The organism is Pandoraea aquatica (assembly GCF_902459565.1).
In the GTDB taxonomy this organism is placed as follows: Bacteria; Pseudomonadota; Gammaproteobacteria; order Burkholderiales; family Burkholderiaceae; genus Pandoraea; species Pandoraea aquatica.
The window spans coordinates 155795-172259 of the sequence record NZ_CABPSN010000007.1 but is presented as its reverse complement, the minus strand read 5'-3'; the positions used below and the strand labels follow the sequence as shown (position 1 = coordinate 172259).

Sequence of the window (16465 nt, the reverse complement as noted above, 5' to 3'; positions counted from 1 at the left end):
ATGGATACGTCCGCCAAGGCGCAGCCCGGCCCGGGCGACCCGATCCGGAAGCGCTTGTTTTGTGACGTTCCATCTGTGAAACGTTGGATTACTTATGAAACCAACTGAGCGAAGCTTAGGCCAGGAGACTCCTGTCGCTCGCAGCGGAGATGCACGAATTGATGGCGGCAAATTGGCGTGATAACGCACGCGTGTTGTGCCGAGAAAATCCCTTGACGCAGGTACCCGGCACGACACCGAACGTCCCGTCCACGTTGCCGTAAGTCCCGTTCCGACAACGCTCGGTGTCACAGCTCGAACTCGGGATTTACCCGAGGAAGGCTTGCGATCGATCGAATCAAAAACAATAATATTTGAACATCATGTTCATATTTGAACGTTTTATTTTTTCCGATTCATCGATACGCTCGTCAAAGGATGTCCCCCATGCAAGCTCCCCTCATCGGCATCAACGGTGCCGGCATCGGCGGTCTGGCCGCCGCCATCGGATTGCTCCGCGCAGGTTTTCGTGTGCGTGTGTATGAGCAGGCGTCGCAGTTCGCGCGCGTCGGTGCGGACATCAACCTGACGCCGAATGCGGTGCGCGCCCTCGACGGGCTGGGCGTAGGCGACGAACTTCGCAAGACGGCCGCGCAGCCGAGCCATCGCATCAGCCGCATGTGGGATTCCGGTGAAACGACATCGTGTCTGGAAATGGCACAGACCGCGCAGACGAAATACGGTGCGCCGCAACTCACGATGCATCGCGCCGATCTGCTGCAAGCACTGGAGCAAGCCGTTCCGGCTGACGCGATTGCACTCGGCAAGAAGCTCGTATCGTTCGAAGCGCCGGACGCAGGACAAACGGGCAGCATCCGTCTGACGTTCGCCGACGGCACGCATGACGACGTCGACGTGCTCATCGGCGCAGACGGCATCCATTCGGTCGTGCGTCGTGGCCTGTTCGGGCAGGAGTCGCCGGAGTTCACCGGCGTGGTGGCGTATCGTGCCGTCGTCCCCGCAGAGAAGTTGAGCGGCGTGCCGAATCTCGGTGCGTTCACCAAGTGGTGGGGACCGAATCCGTCGAGCCAGATCGTGACGTTCCCGCTCAACCTCGGGCGCGACATCTTCGTGTTCGCCACCACACCGCAAGACAGCTGGACGCTCGAATCGTGGACCGCACCGGGCGACGTGCACGAGCTGCGCGCCATGTATGCGAACTACCACAGCGAAGCGCGCGCCCTGCTCGACGCATGCGACAGCGTGCTCAAGTCGGCGCTTTACGTGCGCGATCCGCTGCCGCAATGGTCACGCGATCGCGTGTCGCTGCTGGGCGACGCGAGCCATCCGATGATGCCGTTCATGGCGCAGGGCGCAGGCATGGCGATCGAAGACGCTGTGGTACTGTCTCGCCACCTCGCGGATGCCGGTACGCGCGCCGATGCGGCCACACTGGCGAACGCACTGGCACGATACGAAGCCGCGCGTCGCGAGCGCACCGCACGCGTGCAGATCGGCTCGCGCGGTAACCAGTGGCTCAAGGAAGGCGGCAACGCCGACTGGGTCTACGAATACGACGCCTGGCAAGTGCCGCTCGCCGCCTGAGTCCGTCAGGACTTCCGAGCATCACCGTCCGATTTTGACGAAGGGATTCGAACGTATGACGAAAGCAACGTCCGCCAACGCGCCAGCCGCAGGCGCTCCTGAGACCGACGCACAGGACACCGCGCAAGCGGGGCTCGTAACGCCGGTCATGCGCGCGCTCAAGTTATTGCGCTACGTGGCGGACGGCGGCTCGACGGCGAACCTCAGCGACGTCGGACGTCGCATCGGCGTGAACCGGGTGACGGTCATGCGTCTGGTGGAGACGCTGCAATACGAGGGTGTGCTGGAGCCGCTGCCGCACGGCGGACATCGGCTCGGTCTCGGGTTTCTGACGCTGGCCGCCAGCGCCCTCGCTGGCGAAGATCATCTCGCCACAGCCCGACGCGTGCTCACGCGCGTGACGAGCGAGACCGGACTGTCGAGTTATCTCACCGTGCTCGACGGTGCGCAGGTGCGCTACCTCCTGTGCGAAACGCCTGCCCTGCCGCTGGTGAGCAACATCCGGGCAGGTAGCCGCGTGACGGCGCATCTGACGGCACCGGGCCGGTCGTTGCTGGCGCATCTGGGCACCGAGCGCCGCCGCGCGCTGCTGGGGCCTGAGCCGTTGGCAGCCGCGACTGCGCAGAGCGCGCGGACCTACGCGGCGCTCGATGCGCAATTGGCCCGCGACCGCGAGGCCGGCTGCGCATGGAGTCAGGACGGCTTCGAAGCCGGTATCGACGCCTGCGCCGCTGCTGTGCTCGACGCGCACGGCCGCCCCTTGGCAGCCCTGAGCGTTGCCGGTCCTCGCGCGCTGGTCGGCACCGATTCCGTCACGCGCGAGCGTACGGCCCGCGTCGTGAAGTCGGGTGCGGTCGATCTCGCCGTATTACTGGCAGACGCGCCAGCTTTCCTCGCGGCGGCGGAACGGGCCTGATACGTCGTCTTTGACGTTATCCCTTTGAACATGCGGCATCCACGGTAATGCCGCCTGTCGCACACCTTCACACGTCAGCGGAAATCGTGCCCTCGCCAGCATTGCCACTGTGCACGGCGTAACACGCCGTAACGCGGTTTTCGCCTTACTTTCCCCTCTCGAAGCCCCCGGACACCCGTCCCAGTTGCTAGGATTTTCTGTAACGGGCGCAGACATGCCGCATCGATTCCGCGCATGCCGACGCCCGCTTTGCGGCGAATCCGATGACAAAGAACTCTCTGAAATGGCAGCACGTGGCGGTAGCAGGCGTGCTTTGTGGTGCCTCGGCGTTTGCGCAGGCACAGGAAGCCACCGTGTTCGCGGGCGGCATGAACGCGCGTAATGACGATAACGCGCACACGTATGCGTGGGGCTTCGATTACCGTCAGGCGCTGAGCGAGCATTTCGCGACGAGCTTCACGTGGTTGAACGAAGGCCACGTGCCGGACCATCACCGCGATGGCTTCGCAGTGCAGGTCTGGGCGCACCAGCCGCTCTTCGACCGGCGATTCGATCTCGCGGTCGGCGTCGGCCCGTACCACTACTACGACACCGTTCAGGGCAGTCGCGGACGCCGCTACGAGGACGATCACGGCTGGGGCGCGATGTTCTCCGTCGCGGCGACGTGGTACTTCGAAAGTCGCTGGTACGTGCAGGCGCGCGCCAACTACGTGCAATCGCCGTCGAGCGTGAATTCCGTCACTTATTTGCTCGGCGTCGGCTATCAGTTAGAGAAGCCGTCGTCGCCCGGCCCGCTGTCGGGCGGTTCCAAGCCGGGGTTGCCGACGGGCGACGTGCTGTCTGTGATGGCGGGAATCTCCGTCGTGAACAGTCTCGATTCGCAGAATGCGGCAGCGGAAGCCATCGAATACCGTCACGGCTTCGGGTCGTGGTTCGACGGCACCGTGTCGCTCATCAACGAAGGGCACAGCGATATCGGCAATCGTCAGGGCGCGGCGGCGCAGGTTTGGATCAAGGACGATTTCTTCGACGACCGCTTCAGTCTAGGCCTGGGCTTCGGGCCGTATGTCACGTGGAATAAGTACAAGGAGAATCGCGCGGCGGGTGGTGCGCAGAACGTCGTCGCTGGGTTGCTGACGATGAGCGCCGCCTACCGGTTTGCTGATCACTGGGTCGGACGCATCTCGTGGAACCGTGTCGTCACCGGCTACGACCGCGACAGCGATATCTTCCTCGCGGGTGTGGGGTACAAGTTCTGATCAGTTGCGACGTTCTGTCGCACTCCTGTTAATTAACATCTTTATTAGAGTCTTCGCTCGACATGATCGGCGAATGTCGGGTGTCTTGAAACCCTTATCCGACGAGGGTTTCGAGGCGATTCATTCTTCGCAATTCATTGTTGCGCCGCATGCGGTTACTCCTGCGACGTGGTCGTCCTACCTTAGAGGCGTAGGCGGTGCCGGACTCGAAAGCGAGCTGGCCGACCACCCGAAAAAAGCAATGACAGGAGAATAACCATGACCCGCACTCTTTCTCATCTGATGATCGCCGCAACCCTCGCTGTGGCCGCTGCCCCGGCAGCGTTCGCAGGCACTGGCGGCAATGGTTATCCGAACGAAAACTTCTTCTGGCAATCGAGTGTGTATAGCGAACAACTCGCCGTGCCGCGCGCTCAGGTCAAGCAAGAACTGATCGACGCGCAAGGCTCGCTGACCCAGACCGATAGCCAGTACCCGGTCCTCAAGACCTACGGCAACCCGGTAGGCGCTCACGTGCAAGGCTCGACCGCACTGATGAACTCGACTTATCGGGGGAATTGATCGGTCGTAATGATCACACTGAGCTAAGCGTCGGAAGCGACTCGATTGAATCTGCGAAGACGTCCGACGGTTAGCTCGGTTGAAAAGAAACACCCCGCGCAATTTGGCGGGGTGTTTCTTTTTGACGACAGAAATCAGGGGATCGTCGGCTGAGCGATCAGACGGCAATGGTTGAAAGCTTGCGTTCGCCGAGCGGCGTGACGCGTAAGGCTCGCGCCTCGCGCGTGGGTTCGAGCCATTTGGCGTCGAGGCAGGTACTGAGCAGCGCAGCGCCCAAAGCGCCGCCGAGATGCGGCTTACGCTCGCTCCAGTCGGGACAAGTACAAGCGAAGCGACGACGTCGTGTATGCGCCTGAGTGAGATCGACGCCGAGAGCGGTCAGCCCGTCGGTGCCTGCGTCGGTCAGCGCCACGTCGCTACCATCGACACGAATCCACCGGCGGTCATGCATCCGCGCAAAGAGATCGACGGCGATCTCGCCAGCGAGATGGTCATAGCAGGTACGAGCATGACGAAGGGGGATAGGGGTGGCACGGCTTACCGGCACCGGACGCGGCCGAAGCTCACGCGTGGCAAGGACAGCACTGGCAAGCGCCTCGATAGCCGCAGCCGTCTCCGGCGTGGCAATCCGAAAATACCGATGACGCCCCCGCGCTTCCTGCGCAAGAACACCACCGTCGACGAGCCGGGCAAGATGCCCGCTGGCGCTGGAGGGAGACAACCCGGCCACCAACGCCAGCTCCCCGGCAGGACGGGCGGAGCCGTCCATCAACGCCCAGAGCATGGTCATGCGACCTGCGTCTGCGAGGAGCGCGGCGAGGGAACTGACGCCAGGTGCGGTATCTCGTGCGGTGTCCATGTCAGGACTCCTTTGAAGAACATGTCCGCAGTATAGGTCCGACGGTGCGTTCAACAGTTCAGCACAGGATGAAACGTGCCAGATGATTCACGGCGCATCCTTGACACCATCGAGACACGTTTCCGAGGCTCTTCGCCATGTCAGTCGCCACGCTTGTATCACCCACGCAGTCGCACAACCGCTTTCCCGCAAATGCGACGGAAGCCGTCACGCACCCCGATCCTTATCCGTACTACGCGTCGCTGGCCGCGCGACTCCCTTTTGGCTTCGACGCATCGCTCGGCATGTGGGTCGCCGCCGGACCGGAGGCGCTGGCGGAGGTGCTGGGGCATCAGGCTTGCGGGGTGCGCCCGGCGGGGGCTGTGGTGCCTGCCGCGTTGGCGGACGGGCCTGCGGGCGAGTGGTTCGGCGCGCTCGTGCGTATGAACGACGGTCCCGCTCATGCAGCGATGAAACCCTGGCTCCAGGCGCAGCTTGCAACGCTGCATGCCGACCGTGACGCGCTCGTTCGTCTGCACGACGCGAGTCAGGCCGCCTGTGCCGACGCCTACCTCGCGCGCGGAGATGCCCCCGCCGCACGCCTCGACGACTTCGTCTTTCGTCAGCCAATCTACGGCCTCGCGGCGTGGTTGGGTGTTCCCGCTGCCCAATGGACGGAAGTGCATGAGGATGTTCAGCGGTTGGTCGCTGCGATGGCGGAAGCCGGTAAACCGTCGCCACGCGCCGACGTTCTGACGCACGGACATCGCGCCGCCACGGCGATGCGTCTGCGTGCCGCACGCTGGCTCGACAACGATGCAGCCCCCGACACCTGGCTGCGGGAAGTTGCCCGGCGCGCGGCAAGCAATGACAGCGTCGACTTCGACGCGCTTACGGCGAACGTCGTCGGCCTCTTCACGCAAACCCACGACGCCTGCGCCGGCCTCGTCGCCAATAGCGTCCGGCGACTTGCAAGAGATGCTCATGTCGCGTCTGTGGCATCCGATCCGGCAGACCTCAGCGTCGCCATCAAGACCGTCAGCGACGTCATCCGCTTCGATCCGCCGGTACAGAACACACGACGATTTCTGCACGCGCCTGCCGTCATCTGCGAACAGGCACTGGCACCGGGCGACGTCATCCTCGCCGTGCTGGCATCCGCACCGCCGAGTGCAACGCCGGACGGCGTGGCGTGGACCTTCGGGACGGGCGTCCACGCCTGCCCGGGACGCTCCCCCGCGAGTACGATTGCCGCCATCGGCGTTCACGCGATACGCCAAGCGGGCGATGATCTTTCGTCGCTGGCAGACGGCACCGCGTACCACCCGCTCGGCAATATCCGCATCGCCCGGTTTTCCGCTTAGACGTGGCGCTTTTGAGATGGTGGACAGCGGCCCGCCTAATACGTTTTATCTGTCGAAATATTAATTTCATCTGATAAAACAAAGCACACCAACTTAACGCCCTTTACCCACAAGGCTTTGCGCGACGTTCAGCCATGCGCACGGGATTTCAGGCAGCATGACACTTTCCCCTTCGCCCCCTGTGCTGTCGTGGCGACACGCCCGACGGACGGCGGACAGGCGACCGATGTTCCTGCTGCTTTCATGTCCAACACACTTTCCGACGGCATGCCCATGCCCGCACGGCTCTGGGCCGTGGCGACCGTCATGCTCGCAATCGCGTTGTCAGTGCTCGACAGCGCCATCGCCAACGTGGCGCTGCCGACCATCGCACGCGATCTGAACGCCAGCCCTGCCACCTCGATCTGGATCGTCAACGCGTATCAGCTCGCCATCACCATTTCGCTGCTGCCGCTCGCCGCGCTTGGCGAAATCGTGAGCTACCGGCGCGTCTACACGGTCGGTCTCGCCCTCTTTACCGTCGCCTCGCTCGCCTGCGCGCTCTCCGACTCCCTCGTCACCCTGACGCTCGCGCGCGTCGCACAAGGCTTCGGCGCGGCCGGGATCATGAGCGTGAACACGGCGCTCGTGAAAACGATCTACCCGTCGCGCTGGCTCGGTCGCGGTGTCGCCCTTAACTCGCTGATCGTGGCCGTCTCTTCCGCCGCCGGGCCAACGATTGCCGCGGGCGTACTGTCCATCGCCCACTGGCCGTGGCTCTTCGCGATCAACGTGCCGCTGGGCATCATCGCGTTCGCCATCGCCGTGCGCTCGTTGCCGGACAGCACGCGCTCCTCGCATCCGTTCGACTGGATGGGCGCGTTGTTGAGTGCGCTGACGTTCGGGCTGCTGATCTCGGGCATCGATTCGTTCGGGCACGGTCAGGAGCGCTGGCTCGTTGCGGTCGAGATCGCGGCAGCCGTTGTCATCGGGACCGTCTTCGTACGTCGCCAACGCAGTCAGCCGGTGCCGCTGCTGCCCGTCGACCTGCTGCGCATTCCGATTTTCGGGCTGTCGATCTGCACGTCGATGGCGTCGTTCTGCGCGCAGATGCTCGCGTTCGTCTCGCTGCCCTTCTTCCTTCAGGACACCCTCGGCTTCGATCACGTGCAAACGGGTCTGCTGATGACCGCGTGGCCGCTCACCATCGTGGTCGTCGCCCCCCTGGCGGGACGTCTGCTCGAGTACTACAAGCCGGGGCTGCTCGGCGCGATCGGGCTGGCCGCATTCGCGCTCGGTCTGCTCGCGCTCGGCTTGTTGCCCGATCAGCCGGGCACGTTCGATATCGTCTGGCGCATGGCGCTGTGCGGCTTCGGCTTCGGGCTGTTCCAGTCGCCCAATAATTACGCGATGTTGATGTCGGCCCCGAGCCATCGCAGCGGCGGCGCAAGCGGCATGCTGGGCACCGCGCGGCTGACCGGGCAGACGACCGGCGCGGCGCTCGTGGCGCTCGTCTTCAGCGTCGCGCCGCAGGGCTACGGCACGCGGGCGTCGCTTTACGTGGCAGCCGCGTTCGCGGCGGTGGCGGCAGTCGTGAGCAGTCTGCGCACGCTGCCGTCTGCACAACCCGCCGTGAAATGACGACACTGCGGAGATCACTGCGAACAACACTTCCCGGGCCGTTCAGGCGGGTTCACCCGGCCGACCGTCCGGCCGTGCTACACTGCCGACCTTTTACGGCTCGCCCGCGCGGGCCGCAAATGCCATGAGTTTCTGCGCCATCGATTTCGGCACTTCGAATTCTGCCGTCGCCGTAAAGGGCGGCAGCGCCATGCGTCTGGTCGAACTTGAGGCCGGCTACGGCACGCTGCCCACCGCCGTGTTCTTCAACGCCGACGAAGGCGGCCGCGCCTCGTTCGGGCGTCAGGCCGTCGCCGATTACGTCGATGGTTACGACGGGCGCCTTATGCGCTCGCTCAAAAGCCTGCTCGGCTCCTCTCTGATCGAAAGCACCACCGACCTCGGTAACGGCTCGGCGATGCGCTACATCGACATCATCGCGACGTTCCTGCGTCACCTGCGCACCCATGCGGTGAAAGCCGACGGCGGCGATCTGCGTCAGGTCGTCATGGGCCGTCCGGTGTTCTTCGTCGACGACGATCCGAAAGCGGACGCCGCCGCACAACGCTCGCTCGAACAAAGCGCACGCGACGTCGGCTTCAAGGACGTGCATTTCCAGTTCGAACCGATCGCTGCCGCATTCGACTACGAATCGCGCCTGACGGAAGAACAGCAAGTGCTGGTCGTCGACATCGGCGGCGGTACGTCCGACTTCTCGCTCGTGCGTGTCGGCCCGGATCGCGCCCGTCATCTGGATCGCAAGGACGACGTGCTCGCGCACCACGGCGTGCACATTGCCGGTACCGATTTCGACCGCCGCATCGAACTGGCGACCATCCTGCGCGAACTGGGCTACAAGGCGCTCGGCCCGGACGGCAAGGAAGTCCCCAACCGGATCTACTTCGATCTGGCCACGTGGCACCTGATCAACACCGTCTACACGCCCAAACGCGTGGGCGAGTTGGCGCTCACGGCGCATCTGTATGCCGACGCCGCGCATCACCGACGTCTCATGCGCACGGTCGAGCAACGCCTCGGGCACGCACTGGTCGGTCATGCGGAAGAAGCCAAGATCGACGTGTCCGCGGGTGGTGAGACGCGCATCGACCTCTCGGTCATCGAGCGCGAACTGGGCGTGGCCTTCTCGGAGGCCGGTTTGGTAGAGGCTGTGAGCGACGAAATCGCCAGCATTACGGCGGGTGCGGTGCATACGGCGTCGCTCGCCGGCCTGCGCGCCGAGGATGTCGACGCGCTGTACTTCACCGGCGGCTCGACGGGTCTGCGTTGTCTGTCCAGCGCGATGTGCGCCGCCTTCCCGAAAGCGACGCCGGTCTTTGGCGACCGCCTCGCCAGCGTGGCGCTGGGTCTGGGTATTCACGCGAAGCGCGTGTTTTCCTGATCGTTCGTCTCACTCGTCCCGCAATGAAAAAAGCGCGCGACCGAAAGGTCAGCGCGCTTTTTTTATGCCGTCAGGCGAAGCGGATCGAGACGGATCACACGAGGAACTGCCACAGCAGCAACGTCATCACCAACCCGACCAGCGACACGATGGTCTGTAACACCGACCACACCCACAACGTCTCCTTGAGCTTGAGGCCGAAGTACTCGCGCACCATCCAGAAGCCCGCGTCGTTGACGTGGCAGAAGAACACCGACCCCGCCCCGATCGCCAGCGCGATGAGCGAGCCCTGCACCGGCGGCAGATGCATCACGAGCGGCGCGACGATACCGGCCGTCGTGGTCGTGGCGACCGTCGCCGACCCCGTCGCCTGACGCAGCGCCACGGCAATCAGCCACGCCAGCAGAATCAGCGGCATATGGGTGCCGACCGCCACCTTGCCGATGGTCGTCGCAATGCCCGCCGTCACCAGCGCCTGCTTCAACCCGCCGCCCGCACCGATGGTGAGCAACAGCCCGGCAATCGGCGGCAGCGCACGACGCAGCGTCTCGCCCACGCGGGCACGCGGCAGACCGCGCCCCCACCCGAGCACGACGATGGCGACGATGACCGTCAGTGCCAGCGCGATGATCGGCTCGCCGAGGAAGTTGAGCGCGTCGAACACCGGCGTCTCCGGCGTGAGCGCCACCTTGGCGAGCGTGCGGCCCAGCATCAGCACGACCGGCAGCAGAATCACCAGCAGCGCCGCCGCAAACGGCGGTTGCGACGCGTCGTCGTCACGCTTGGTGAATAGCTCGCCCATCTGCTGGGGTGCCTGCACCTGCAAACGCGGCGCAAGCCACATGCCGTACAGCGGCCCCGCAAGGATCACGGCCGGGATGGCGATGAGCAGCCCAAGCCCCATCGTCATGCCCAGATCCGCGTGCAGCGCCGATACGGCGATCAGTGGTCCCGGGTGCGGCGGCACGAGCGCGTGCAGCGTCGTCATGCCCGCAAGCGCGGGAATCGCCACGCGCAGAATCGGCGTGTTCGCGCGACGTGCCATCACAAAGATGATCGGCACCATCATGACCAGACCGACTTCGAAGAACAGCGGCAGGCCGATGATCATGGCGACGAGCGCCATCATCCACGGCAACGCCGCGCCTTTCGCGAACTTCAGCAGCACCGTGACGATCCGGTCGGCCGCCCCGGTGTCGGCCATCAACGCCCCGAGCATGGCCCCGAGCGCGATGATCATGCCGGCGTCGCCGAGCAGACTGCCCGCGCCCTTACTGAACGAACTGGCCACCGCTTCGAGCGGCAGTCCTGCACCCAGCCCCGCGATGAACGTGCCGATGAGAATCGACAGGAACGGCGATAGCTTGAGCGCGCTGATGAAAACGATGATGGCCACGAGGCCGACGAGACAGGACAGCAGAAGGCGAGTGTCGTGCGCTGCCCAAGGCACGACGTGGTTGACTATCTCCACGATGATCCTTGATGACGAGAAACGAAAACACCGGCGCGCAGCGCGCAGCCGGTGTGTGCAGGGATTGTGCTACTGGAGACGGCCGCATGCACGCATGGGCCGCAACGCCCCGTGAGACGGGGCAGGCGGGAGGCAGCGGCAAGTTTCGATCGACAAAACATCGCCGCTGCGGGTCGCGTTACTGGAACGCGACTTCGTTGAAACTGCGCAGTTTGCGACTGTGCAGACGGTCCAGACCGTTGTCGCGCAGCAGCTCCATGGCCTTCACGCCGATCTTCAGATGCTGGTCGACACGCTCGCGATAGAAGCGGTCCGCCATGCCCGGCAGCTTCAGCTCGCCGTGCAGCGGCTTGTCGCTCACGCACAGCAGCGTGCCGTACGGCACGCGGAAACGGAAACCGTTGGCGGCAATCGTCGCACTCTCCATATCGAGCGCAATCGCACGGCTCTGGCTCATGCGCTGCACCGGCTCGCGGTGATCGCGCAATTCCCAGTTGCGGTTATCGACGGTCACGACCGTGCCCGTGCGCATCACACGCTTGAGCTCGAAGTCGTCCAGTTGCGTGACGTCGGCGACCGCCCGCTCCAGCGCCACCTGCACTTCGGCCAACGGCGGCACCGGCACCCACAGCGGCAGGTCGTCGTCGAGCACGTGGTCTTCACGCACGTAACCGTGCGCGAGGCAGTAGTCGCCCAGACGTTGCGAATTGCGCAAGCCCGCGCAGTGTCCCAGCATGACCCACGCGTGCGGACGCAGCACGGCAATGTGATCGGTGATGGTCTTGGCGTTCGACGGTCCGACGCCGATGTTCACCATCGTGATGCCGGTGTTGTCCGGGCGCACGAGGTGATACGCAGGCATCTGCGGCAGGCGCGGCGGCGACGTGCCCTGCTCGCTGCGCGCCTCGATGTTCTGGTTCCAGTGCGTGACGTTGCCCGGCTCGACGAATGCCGTGTACTGGCTGCGGTACTCGCGCAGCGCGGGGTCGTCCGTCGCGCTCATCAACTCGCGCCCCAACTCGACGAACTCGTCGATATAGAACTGGTAGTTGGTGAACAGCACGTAGTTCTGGAAGTTCTCGGGCGACGTTGCCGTGTAATGACGCAACCGGTGCAGCGAATAGTCGACGCGCGGCGCGGTGAATAGCGCCAGCGGCAGAATCTCACCCGGCAGCGGATCGCGCGTGCCGTTGACGATGCTGTCGTCCATCTTCGCCAGATCGGGCACGTCGAACACCGTGCGCATGGCGCGCAGGTGCGTCTGATCGAGGTCGCCTTCGAGGTACACGCCGTCCTGATAGGCGAAGTGCACGGGAATCGGCTCGTCAGAGACGCCGACCTCGAACGCTGCGCCGTGATTGTGCGCGAGTCGGCGCAACTGCTCGATGTAGTAGTTCTCGAACAGATCGGGACGGGTGACGGTGGTCTGATAGCTGCCCGGGCCCGAGACAAAGCCGTAGGACAGGCGCTTGTCGAGCTGGGTGATGTCTTCCGTGGTGATGCGGATGAACGGGTAATGGGCGCTCACGCGGCGCGCCTGATCCTTCTGCTTCGAGAAGCGCTCGAATGCCGCGCGCAGATAGGCCGTATTGGCGTCGTAAATCGTCTTCAGATAGGCGACGGCTTCCACCGGATCTGCGATCGATCGGGTGGCATGGACCGGTTCTTGTTCGGACATGCGCAAACCTCTTCTGTCTTCTTCGTGATCTCGAATATGCGCCTATTGTGACACGACTGTACGACATCTGCGGGACAGTGAAGCAGGTCGATTCCCATTCGGCGGAAGGCCTTGGCGGCGGGGTTTTAGCGGGGGTTCAGGAGGCGATGCGCAGGGGATTTGCGCGTGACGTCGGCCGAGGAAGTGCGTCCCTCGGCCGAGCGTGTTCTTGCGGATACTGCTGAATGGTGTCGGATGGTGCCGGGTGCGTGCGCTCAGTCTTCGAGCCGCATTCCGACCTTGAGCGTGACTTGCCAGTGAGCGACCTTACCGTCTTCGATATGGCCGCGTGTTTCGGTGATCTCGAACCAGTTCAGATTGCGCAGCGTCTTGCTCGCGCGTTCGATGGCACCTTTGACCGCGTCCTCGATGGACTGGGTCGACGAGCCGGTCAGCTCGATTTGCTTGTACACGTGATTCGTCATGTCAGCCTCCGGGTGGGTTTGGAGACTTCCCATGCTAGGCGTGTGCTACTAAGGCCGCAAGTCGGTGTATTCCGACACATCGTCGCCAGCATCGTCGAGCAAGCCGACAGCCGCCGCATGTTCGCCAGCGCTCGCGGCATTTCCGGTCGCTTCGGCATTTTCAGCCTGCGCACGGCGCAGCACGGCGGGCACGACCGTATCGAGCGGCGTGGGAACCACGTTCGTAAGATTGCGACGCACCTTTTGCAGCAACTGCGTGAGCTGCACCGCTTCAAACGCGGTCAGGCCGTGCAGCGCTTCGTCGCGCACTTCGTCGGATAAGCGGCGCGCGACCTGCAATTGCGCAACGGCCGCCCGGGTGACGAACAGGCGTTCGATACGCGGATCGCGCGCGTCGGGGCGGCGTCGCACCCAACCGGCCTCTTCCATGCGCTCCAGCGTGCGGGCGAGCGTCGGTACCGGGGTTTCCAGAATGTCGGCCAGCACCGTCTGGCTCACGCCGCGATTGGCGGAGAGATAGGCGAGCAAACGGCATTGGGCGCGCGTCATTGGCAGCGAGCGCTGCGCGAACTGCTCGAAGCGGCGCCCGAAGAGACGTTGGATGTCTGCGACGAGAAAGCCGAAACGTTGGGCGGAATCGGTTACTTTCATATGCCGCATTATGCTAAACATGTTTAGGGATATCAAGCCGACGACACTTCGGCGTCCGGTGCATCCTCACATCCCCGGCGCCGCCGCCCCGGCACGCCCCGCCCAGCACCGCCTCAAGCTGCATCAAGCCACATCAAGCCACATCAAGCTGCATCAAGCCGCCGCCGGCGTGCCGTCGCCCTGCCCGCTGCCGTGCCCCAGCCAGTCGAGCGCGCCCTCGCCTGCGGTTTCGCCTCCCGGACCGGCACGGCGAATCGCCACGCCCACGGCCAACACGTCGATGGCGGCAAGGTGCAGAATCCGCGCGATCATCGTGACGTGGGCCCCCATCGTCTCCACATGATCGTTGGGCAGCACCAACGTCGCCTTGCGGGCGAGCGGCGAATTGCGCGCCGTGAGTGCGATGACCTTCGCGCCGCGCGTGAGCGCGATATCGACCGCGCGGTTGAGGTCCGTCGAGCGTCCCGATGCGGAAATCGCGACGACCACATCGCCCTCCCCCAACAGCCCGGCCGACGCCTGCAACAGGTACGGATCGCCGTACGCGATGGTCGGCTTGCCGAAGCGGAAGAACTTGTAGTGCGCGTCCTGCGCGATCACACCGGAATTACCCAGCCCGTAAAACTCGATGCGACGTGCGCCGTCGAGCAGCGTCACGGCCGCCTCGACGGTGCGAGCGTCGAGATGTTCACGCATCTGCAGAATCGACGACACGGTGTTGTCGAGCACCTTGGCGCTGAATTCCGCCGCGGTGTCGCCGACGTGCACCTGCCCGTGACGCACCGGCAGCGTGCCCGTCAGCGCGCTCGCGAGCTTGAGTTTGAAATCCGACAGCCCCTGACAGCCGAGCTTGCGACAGAAGCGGATCACCGTCGGCTGACTCACGCGCGCCAGACGCGCGATCTCCGCCACCGGTTCGGCCAGCAGCGCACGCGGTTGCTTCAGCGTGAGTTCCGCAACGCGTTGCTCGGCGGGACTCAGACGGTCGCGAAGACGATGCAGACGGTCGATGAGCGCGCCCGCCCCGGCCGCGTGCGTGCCCAGTTGTTCCGCGAGAATTGCCGATGTCCCCAGAAACGCCGGATGATCGGCCGTGATGATGTAAGTCGGAATCTTCTTCAGATACGCTTCGAAACGTCCCTTCGCCTCGAAGCGCTGACGAAACGGCGAATCCTCGAACAGCTTGCCGAGCTTCGGAATCACCCCGCCACCGAGATACACGCCACCGACCGCGCCGAGCGATACCGCCACGTTGCCCGCGAGCGTGCCCAGCATCGCGCAGAAACAATCGACGGTTTCGCGTGCGAGGACGTCGCCCGACTGCGCGAGTTTCACGATGGCCGGGGTCTCAAGCGATGCCACGCGACGTCCCGCCCGCTCGGCCAGCGCATGATAGACAAGCGCCATTCCAGGGCCCGCCACCAGCCGCTCGAACGACACGTGCGGGAAGTGCTTCCACGCGTAGCGCAGCACATCGATCTCACGCTCGTCCGCCGGAGAAAACGTCGTATGCCCGCCCTCGCTGCCCAACGCGATCCATCGATCTCCGGCCGGAATAAGGCCCGAAACGCCCACGCCGGTGCCCGGTCCAAGCAAACCCAGCACGCCGTTCGGACGCGGTTCGCCCCCACCGATCTTGTGCTTTTGCGCGTCCGTCAGATACGGCAGCGCCATCGCGAGCGCGGTGAAATCGTTGACGACCAGCAGCGTCTCGAAACGCAGCGCACGGCGCGTCGCTTCGATGGAGAAGTGCCAGTCGCGGTTCGTCATCTGAATCTCATCGCCTTCGATGGGATTCGCGATGGCGATGGCGGCGTGCTGCACCGGTTCGGCGTGATCGGCTTCGTCGAGATACGCACGGATGACTTCGGGCACGCCCGCATAGTCGTCGCAAGCGTAGTCCCGGATTTCGACGAGATCGCCCGGCGAGATCTCCAGCGCAAAGCGGGCGTTGGTGCCACCGATGTCGGCCAGCAGTCGCGGGCCGCTCAGGTGTGGCGGGTTATTCCTCACTCCAGAAGACATCGAGCTTGACTCCTTCACGGTGGATCAGCCGGGAGATGGCGTTGTCCTGTTCGTTCGCCTGCGCGGCTTCGAGCACGGCGCGTTTGGCCGGGCCCTGTATTTGCAGGATGAGCCGGTCGCAGGCCGCGAGCGCGGCGAGCGACCACGACACGCGCTGATACGGCGCGTGCTGCGGCTGCACGACGACGAACTTGTCGTGGGTGGTGGTGGCGTGGGGCCATTGCGGGGCGTCGGCGAAGAGCGACGCGGTGTGCCCGTCCTCGCCCATGCCCAGCACGCAGACTTGCGGCACGCCGTGCGTCCACGTGTCGTTGAGCGTGCGCACGTGCAACGCGGTGGCCGTCGCGGTGTCGACGATCGGCAACCAGCGCGCGCCGGTCGCCCCCGGCAACAGCGTCTCGCTCACGAGTCGCGCGTTGCTGTCGGCGTGATCGGGTGGCAACCAGCGGTCGTCCACCAAGGTGATATCGACGTCGCGCCACGCGACAGGCAAGCGCGCCAGCTGCGTGAGAAACGCGCGGGGGCTCGTGCCACCGGAGACGGCCAGCAACGCACGCTTGCGAATCGTGAGCGCTTCGTCGATGCCCGCCACGACGGCGTTAGCCAGCGCATGCGTCTGCGCGTCGCGCGTGGAAAAGGTTCGCCAATGGATCATG

14 protein-coding genes are annotated in these 16465 nt (G+C 64.5%); 7 read left to right on the top strand and 7 right to left on the bottom strand.

Annotated features, from left to right (window positions below):
- Positions 1-426: 426 nt before the first annotated feature.
- The 4 genes from PAQ31011_RS21010 (at position 427) to PAQ31011_RS20995 (ending at position 4320) form a co-directional block, all read left to right on the top strand.
- Positions 427-1584, top strand: coding sequence for an FAD-dependent monooxygenase (locus PAQ31011_RS21010; protein WP_150577653.1), 1158 nt, complete (start codon positions 427-429; stop codon positions 1582-1584).
- A 55-nt stretch (positions 1585-1639) separates the two neighbouring features.
- Complete coding sequence (locus PAQ31011_RS21005; protein ID WP_150577652.1) at positions 1640-2500, top strand: IclR family transcriptional regulator; 861 nt, start codon at positions 1640-1642, stop codon at positions 2498-2500.
- Between the two features lie 263 nt (positions 2501-2763).
- The gene (locus PAQ31011_RS21000; protein ID WP_150577651.1) at positions 2764-3759 is read left to right on the top strand and encodes a hypothetical protein; all 996 of its coding nucleotides are present in this window, start codon (positions 2764-2766) and stop codon (positions 3757-3759) included.
- Between the two features lie 258 nt (positions 3760-4017).
- Positions 4018-4320, top strand: a complete 303-nt coding sequence (locus PAQ31011_RS20995; protein WP_150577650.1) for a DUF4148 domain-containing protein — start codon at positions 4018-4020, stop codon at positions 4318-4320.
- Between the two features lie 157 nt (positions 4321-4477).
- On the opposite strand, the gene PAQ31011_RS20990 is transcribed toward PAQ31011_RS20995, so the two are convergent.
- A complete protein-coding gene (locus tag PAQ31011_RS20990; RefSeq protein ID WP_150577649.1) occupies positions 4478-5179 on the bottom strand; it encodes an ArsR/SmtB family transcription factor in 702 nt (233 codons plus the stop codon).
- A 137-nt stretch (positions 5180-5316) separates the two neighbouring features.
- On the opposite strand from PAQ31011_RS20990, the gene PAQ31011_RS20985 reads away from it, so the two are divergent.
- From PAQ31011_RS20985 to PAQ31011_RS20975, 3 genes are all read left to right on the top strand, one after another.
- Positions 5317-6522: a cytochrome P450 family protein gene (locus tag PAQ31011_RS20985; protein ID WP_150577648.1), complete on the top strand. Its 1206-nt coding sequence runs from the start codon at positions 5317-5319 to the stop codon at positions 6520-6522.
- Between the two features lie 243 nt (positions 6523-6765).
- A complete protein-coding gene (locus PAQ31011_RS20980) occupies positions 6766-8142 on the top strand; it encodes an MFS transporter (RefSeq protein WP_150577647.1) in 1377 nt (458 codons plus the stop codon).
- Between the two features lie 124 nt (positions 8143-8266).
- Positions 8267-9520 (top strand): Hsp70 family protein, encoded by a 1254-nt coding sequence (locus PAQ31011_RS20975; RefSeq protein ID WP_150577646.1) that lies wholly within the window; start codon positions 8267-8269, stop codon positions 9518-9520.
- 94 nt (positions 9521-9614) lie between these two features.
- On the opposite strand, the gene PAQ31011_RS20970 is transcribed toward PAQ31011_RS20975, so the two are convergent.
- The 6 genes from PAQ31011_RS20970 to pgl all read right to left on the bottom strand — a co-directional run bounded on the left by PAQ31011_RS20970 (position 9615) and on the right by pgl (position 16464).
- Positions 9615-10991, bottom strand: coding sequence for a GntT/GntP/DsdX family permease (locus tag PAQ31011_RS20970; RefSeq protein ID WP_246179707.1), 1377 nt, complete (start codon positions 10989-10991; stop codon positions 9615-9617).
- Between the two features lie 178 nt (positions 10992-11169).
- Entirely contained in the window at positions 11170-12669 is a 1500-nt protein-coding gene (locus tag PAQ31011_RS20965) for an AMP nucleosidase (protein WP_150577645.1), read from the bottom strand.
- Positions 12670-12923: 254 nt separating this feature from the next.
- On the bottom strand, positions 12924-13133 hold the full coding sequence (locus PAQ31011_RS20960; RefSeq protein WP_150577644.1) for a dodecin: 210 nt from the start codon (positions 13131-13133) through the stop codon (positions 12924-12926).
- 48 nt (positions 13134-13181) lie between these two features.
- A complete protein-coding gene (locus PAQ31011_RS20955; protein ID WP_150577643.1) occupies positions 13182-13784 on the bottom strand; it encodes a MarR family winged helix-turn-helix transcriptional regulator in 603 nt (200 codons plus the stop codon).
- Positions 13785-13937: 153 nt separating this feature from the next.
- The gene (locus PAQ31011_RS20950) at positions 13938-15809 is read right to left on the bottom strand and encodes a bifunctional transcriptional regulator/glucokinase (RefSeq protein ID WP_174990221.1); all 1872 of its coding nucleotides are present in this window, start codon (positions 15807-15809) and stop codon (positions 13938-13940) included.
- Positions 15787-16464 carry a 6-phosphogluconolactonase gene (pgl, locus tag PAQ31011_RS20945; RefSeq protein WP_150577642.1) on the bottom strand — a complete coding sequence of 226 codons (678 nt, stop codon included), beginning with the start codon at positions 16462-16464 and terminating at the stop codon, positions 15787-15789. Before pgl ends, PAQ31011_RS20950 begins: the two co-directional genes overlap by 23 nt.
- Position 16465: the final 1 nt, after the last annotated feature.

Coding starts and splice junctions, on each gene's coding strand:
- PAQ31011_RS20995 (WP_150577650.1), top strand. CDS start 4,018: ATGACCCGCACTCTTTCTCATCTGATGATCGCCGCAACCCTCGCTGTG.
- PAQ31011_RS20955 (WP_150577643.1), bottom strand. CDS start 13,784: ATGAAAGTAACCGATTCCGCCCAACGTTTCGGCTTTCTCGTCGCAGAC.
- pgl (WP_150577642.1), bottom strand. CDS start 16,464: ATGATCCATTGGCGAACCTTTTCCACGCGCGACGCGCAGACGCATGCG.
- PAQ31011_RS20980 (WP_150577647.1), top strand. CDS start 6,766: ATGTCCAACACACTTTCCGACGGCATGCCCATGCCCGCACGGCTCTGG.
- PAQ31011_RS20960 (WP_150577644.1), bottom strand. CDS start 13,133: ATGACGAATCACGTGTACAAGCAAATCGAGCTGACCGGCTCGTCGACC.
- PAQ31011_RS21010 (WP_150577653.1), top strand. CDS start 427: ATGCAAGCTCCCCTCATCGGCATCAACGGTGCCGGCATCGGCGGTCTG.
- PAQ31011_RS21005 (WP_150577652.1), top strand. CDS start 1,640: ATGACGAAAGCAACGTCCGCCAACGCGCCAGCCGCAGGCGCTCCTGAG.
- PAQ31011_RS20990 (WP_150577649.1), bottom strand. CDS start 5,179: ATGGACACCGCACGAGATACCGCACCTGGCGTCAGTTCCCTCGCCGCG.
- PAQ31011_RS20985 (WP_150577648.1), top strand. CDS start 5,317: ATGTCAGTCGCCACGCTTGTATCACCCACGCAGTCGCACAACCGCTTT.
- PAQ31011_RS20975 (WP_150577646.1), top strand. CDS start 8,267: ATGAGTTTCTGCGCCATCGATTTCGGCACTTCGAATTCTGCCGTCGCC.
- PAQ31011_RS20965 (WP_150577645.1), bottom strand. CDS start 12,669: ATGTCCGAACAAGAACCGGTCCATGCCACCCGATCGATCGCAGATCCG.
- PAQ31011_RS21000 (WP_150577651.1), top strand. CDS start 2,764: ATGACAAAGAACTCTCTGAAATGGCAGCACGTGGCGGTAGCAGGCGTG.
- PAQ31011_RS20950 (WP_174990221.1), bottom strand. CDS start 15,809: ATGTCTTCTGGAGTGAGGAATAACCCGCCACACCTGAGCGGCCCGCGA.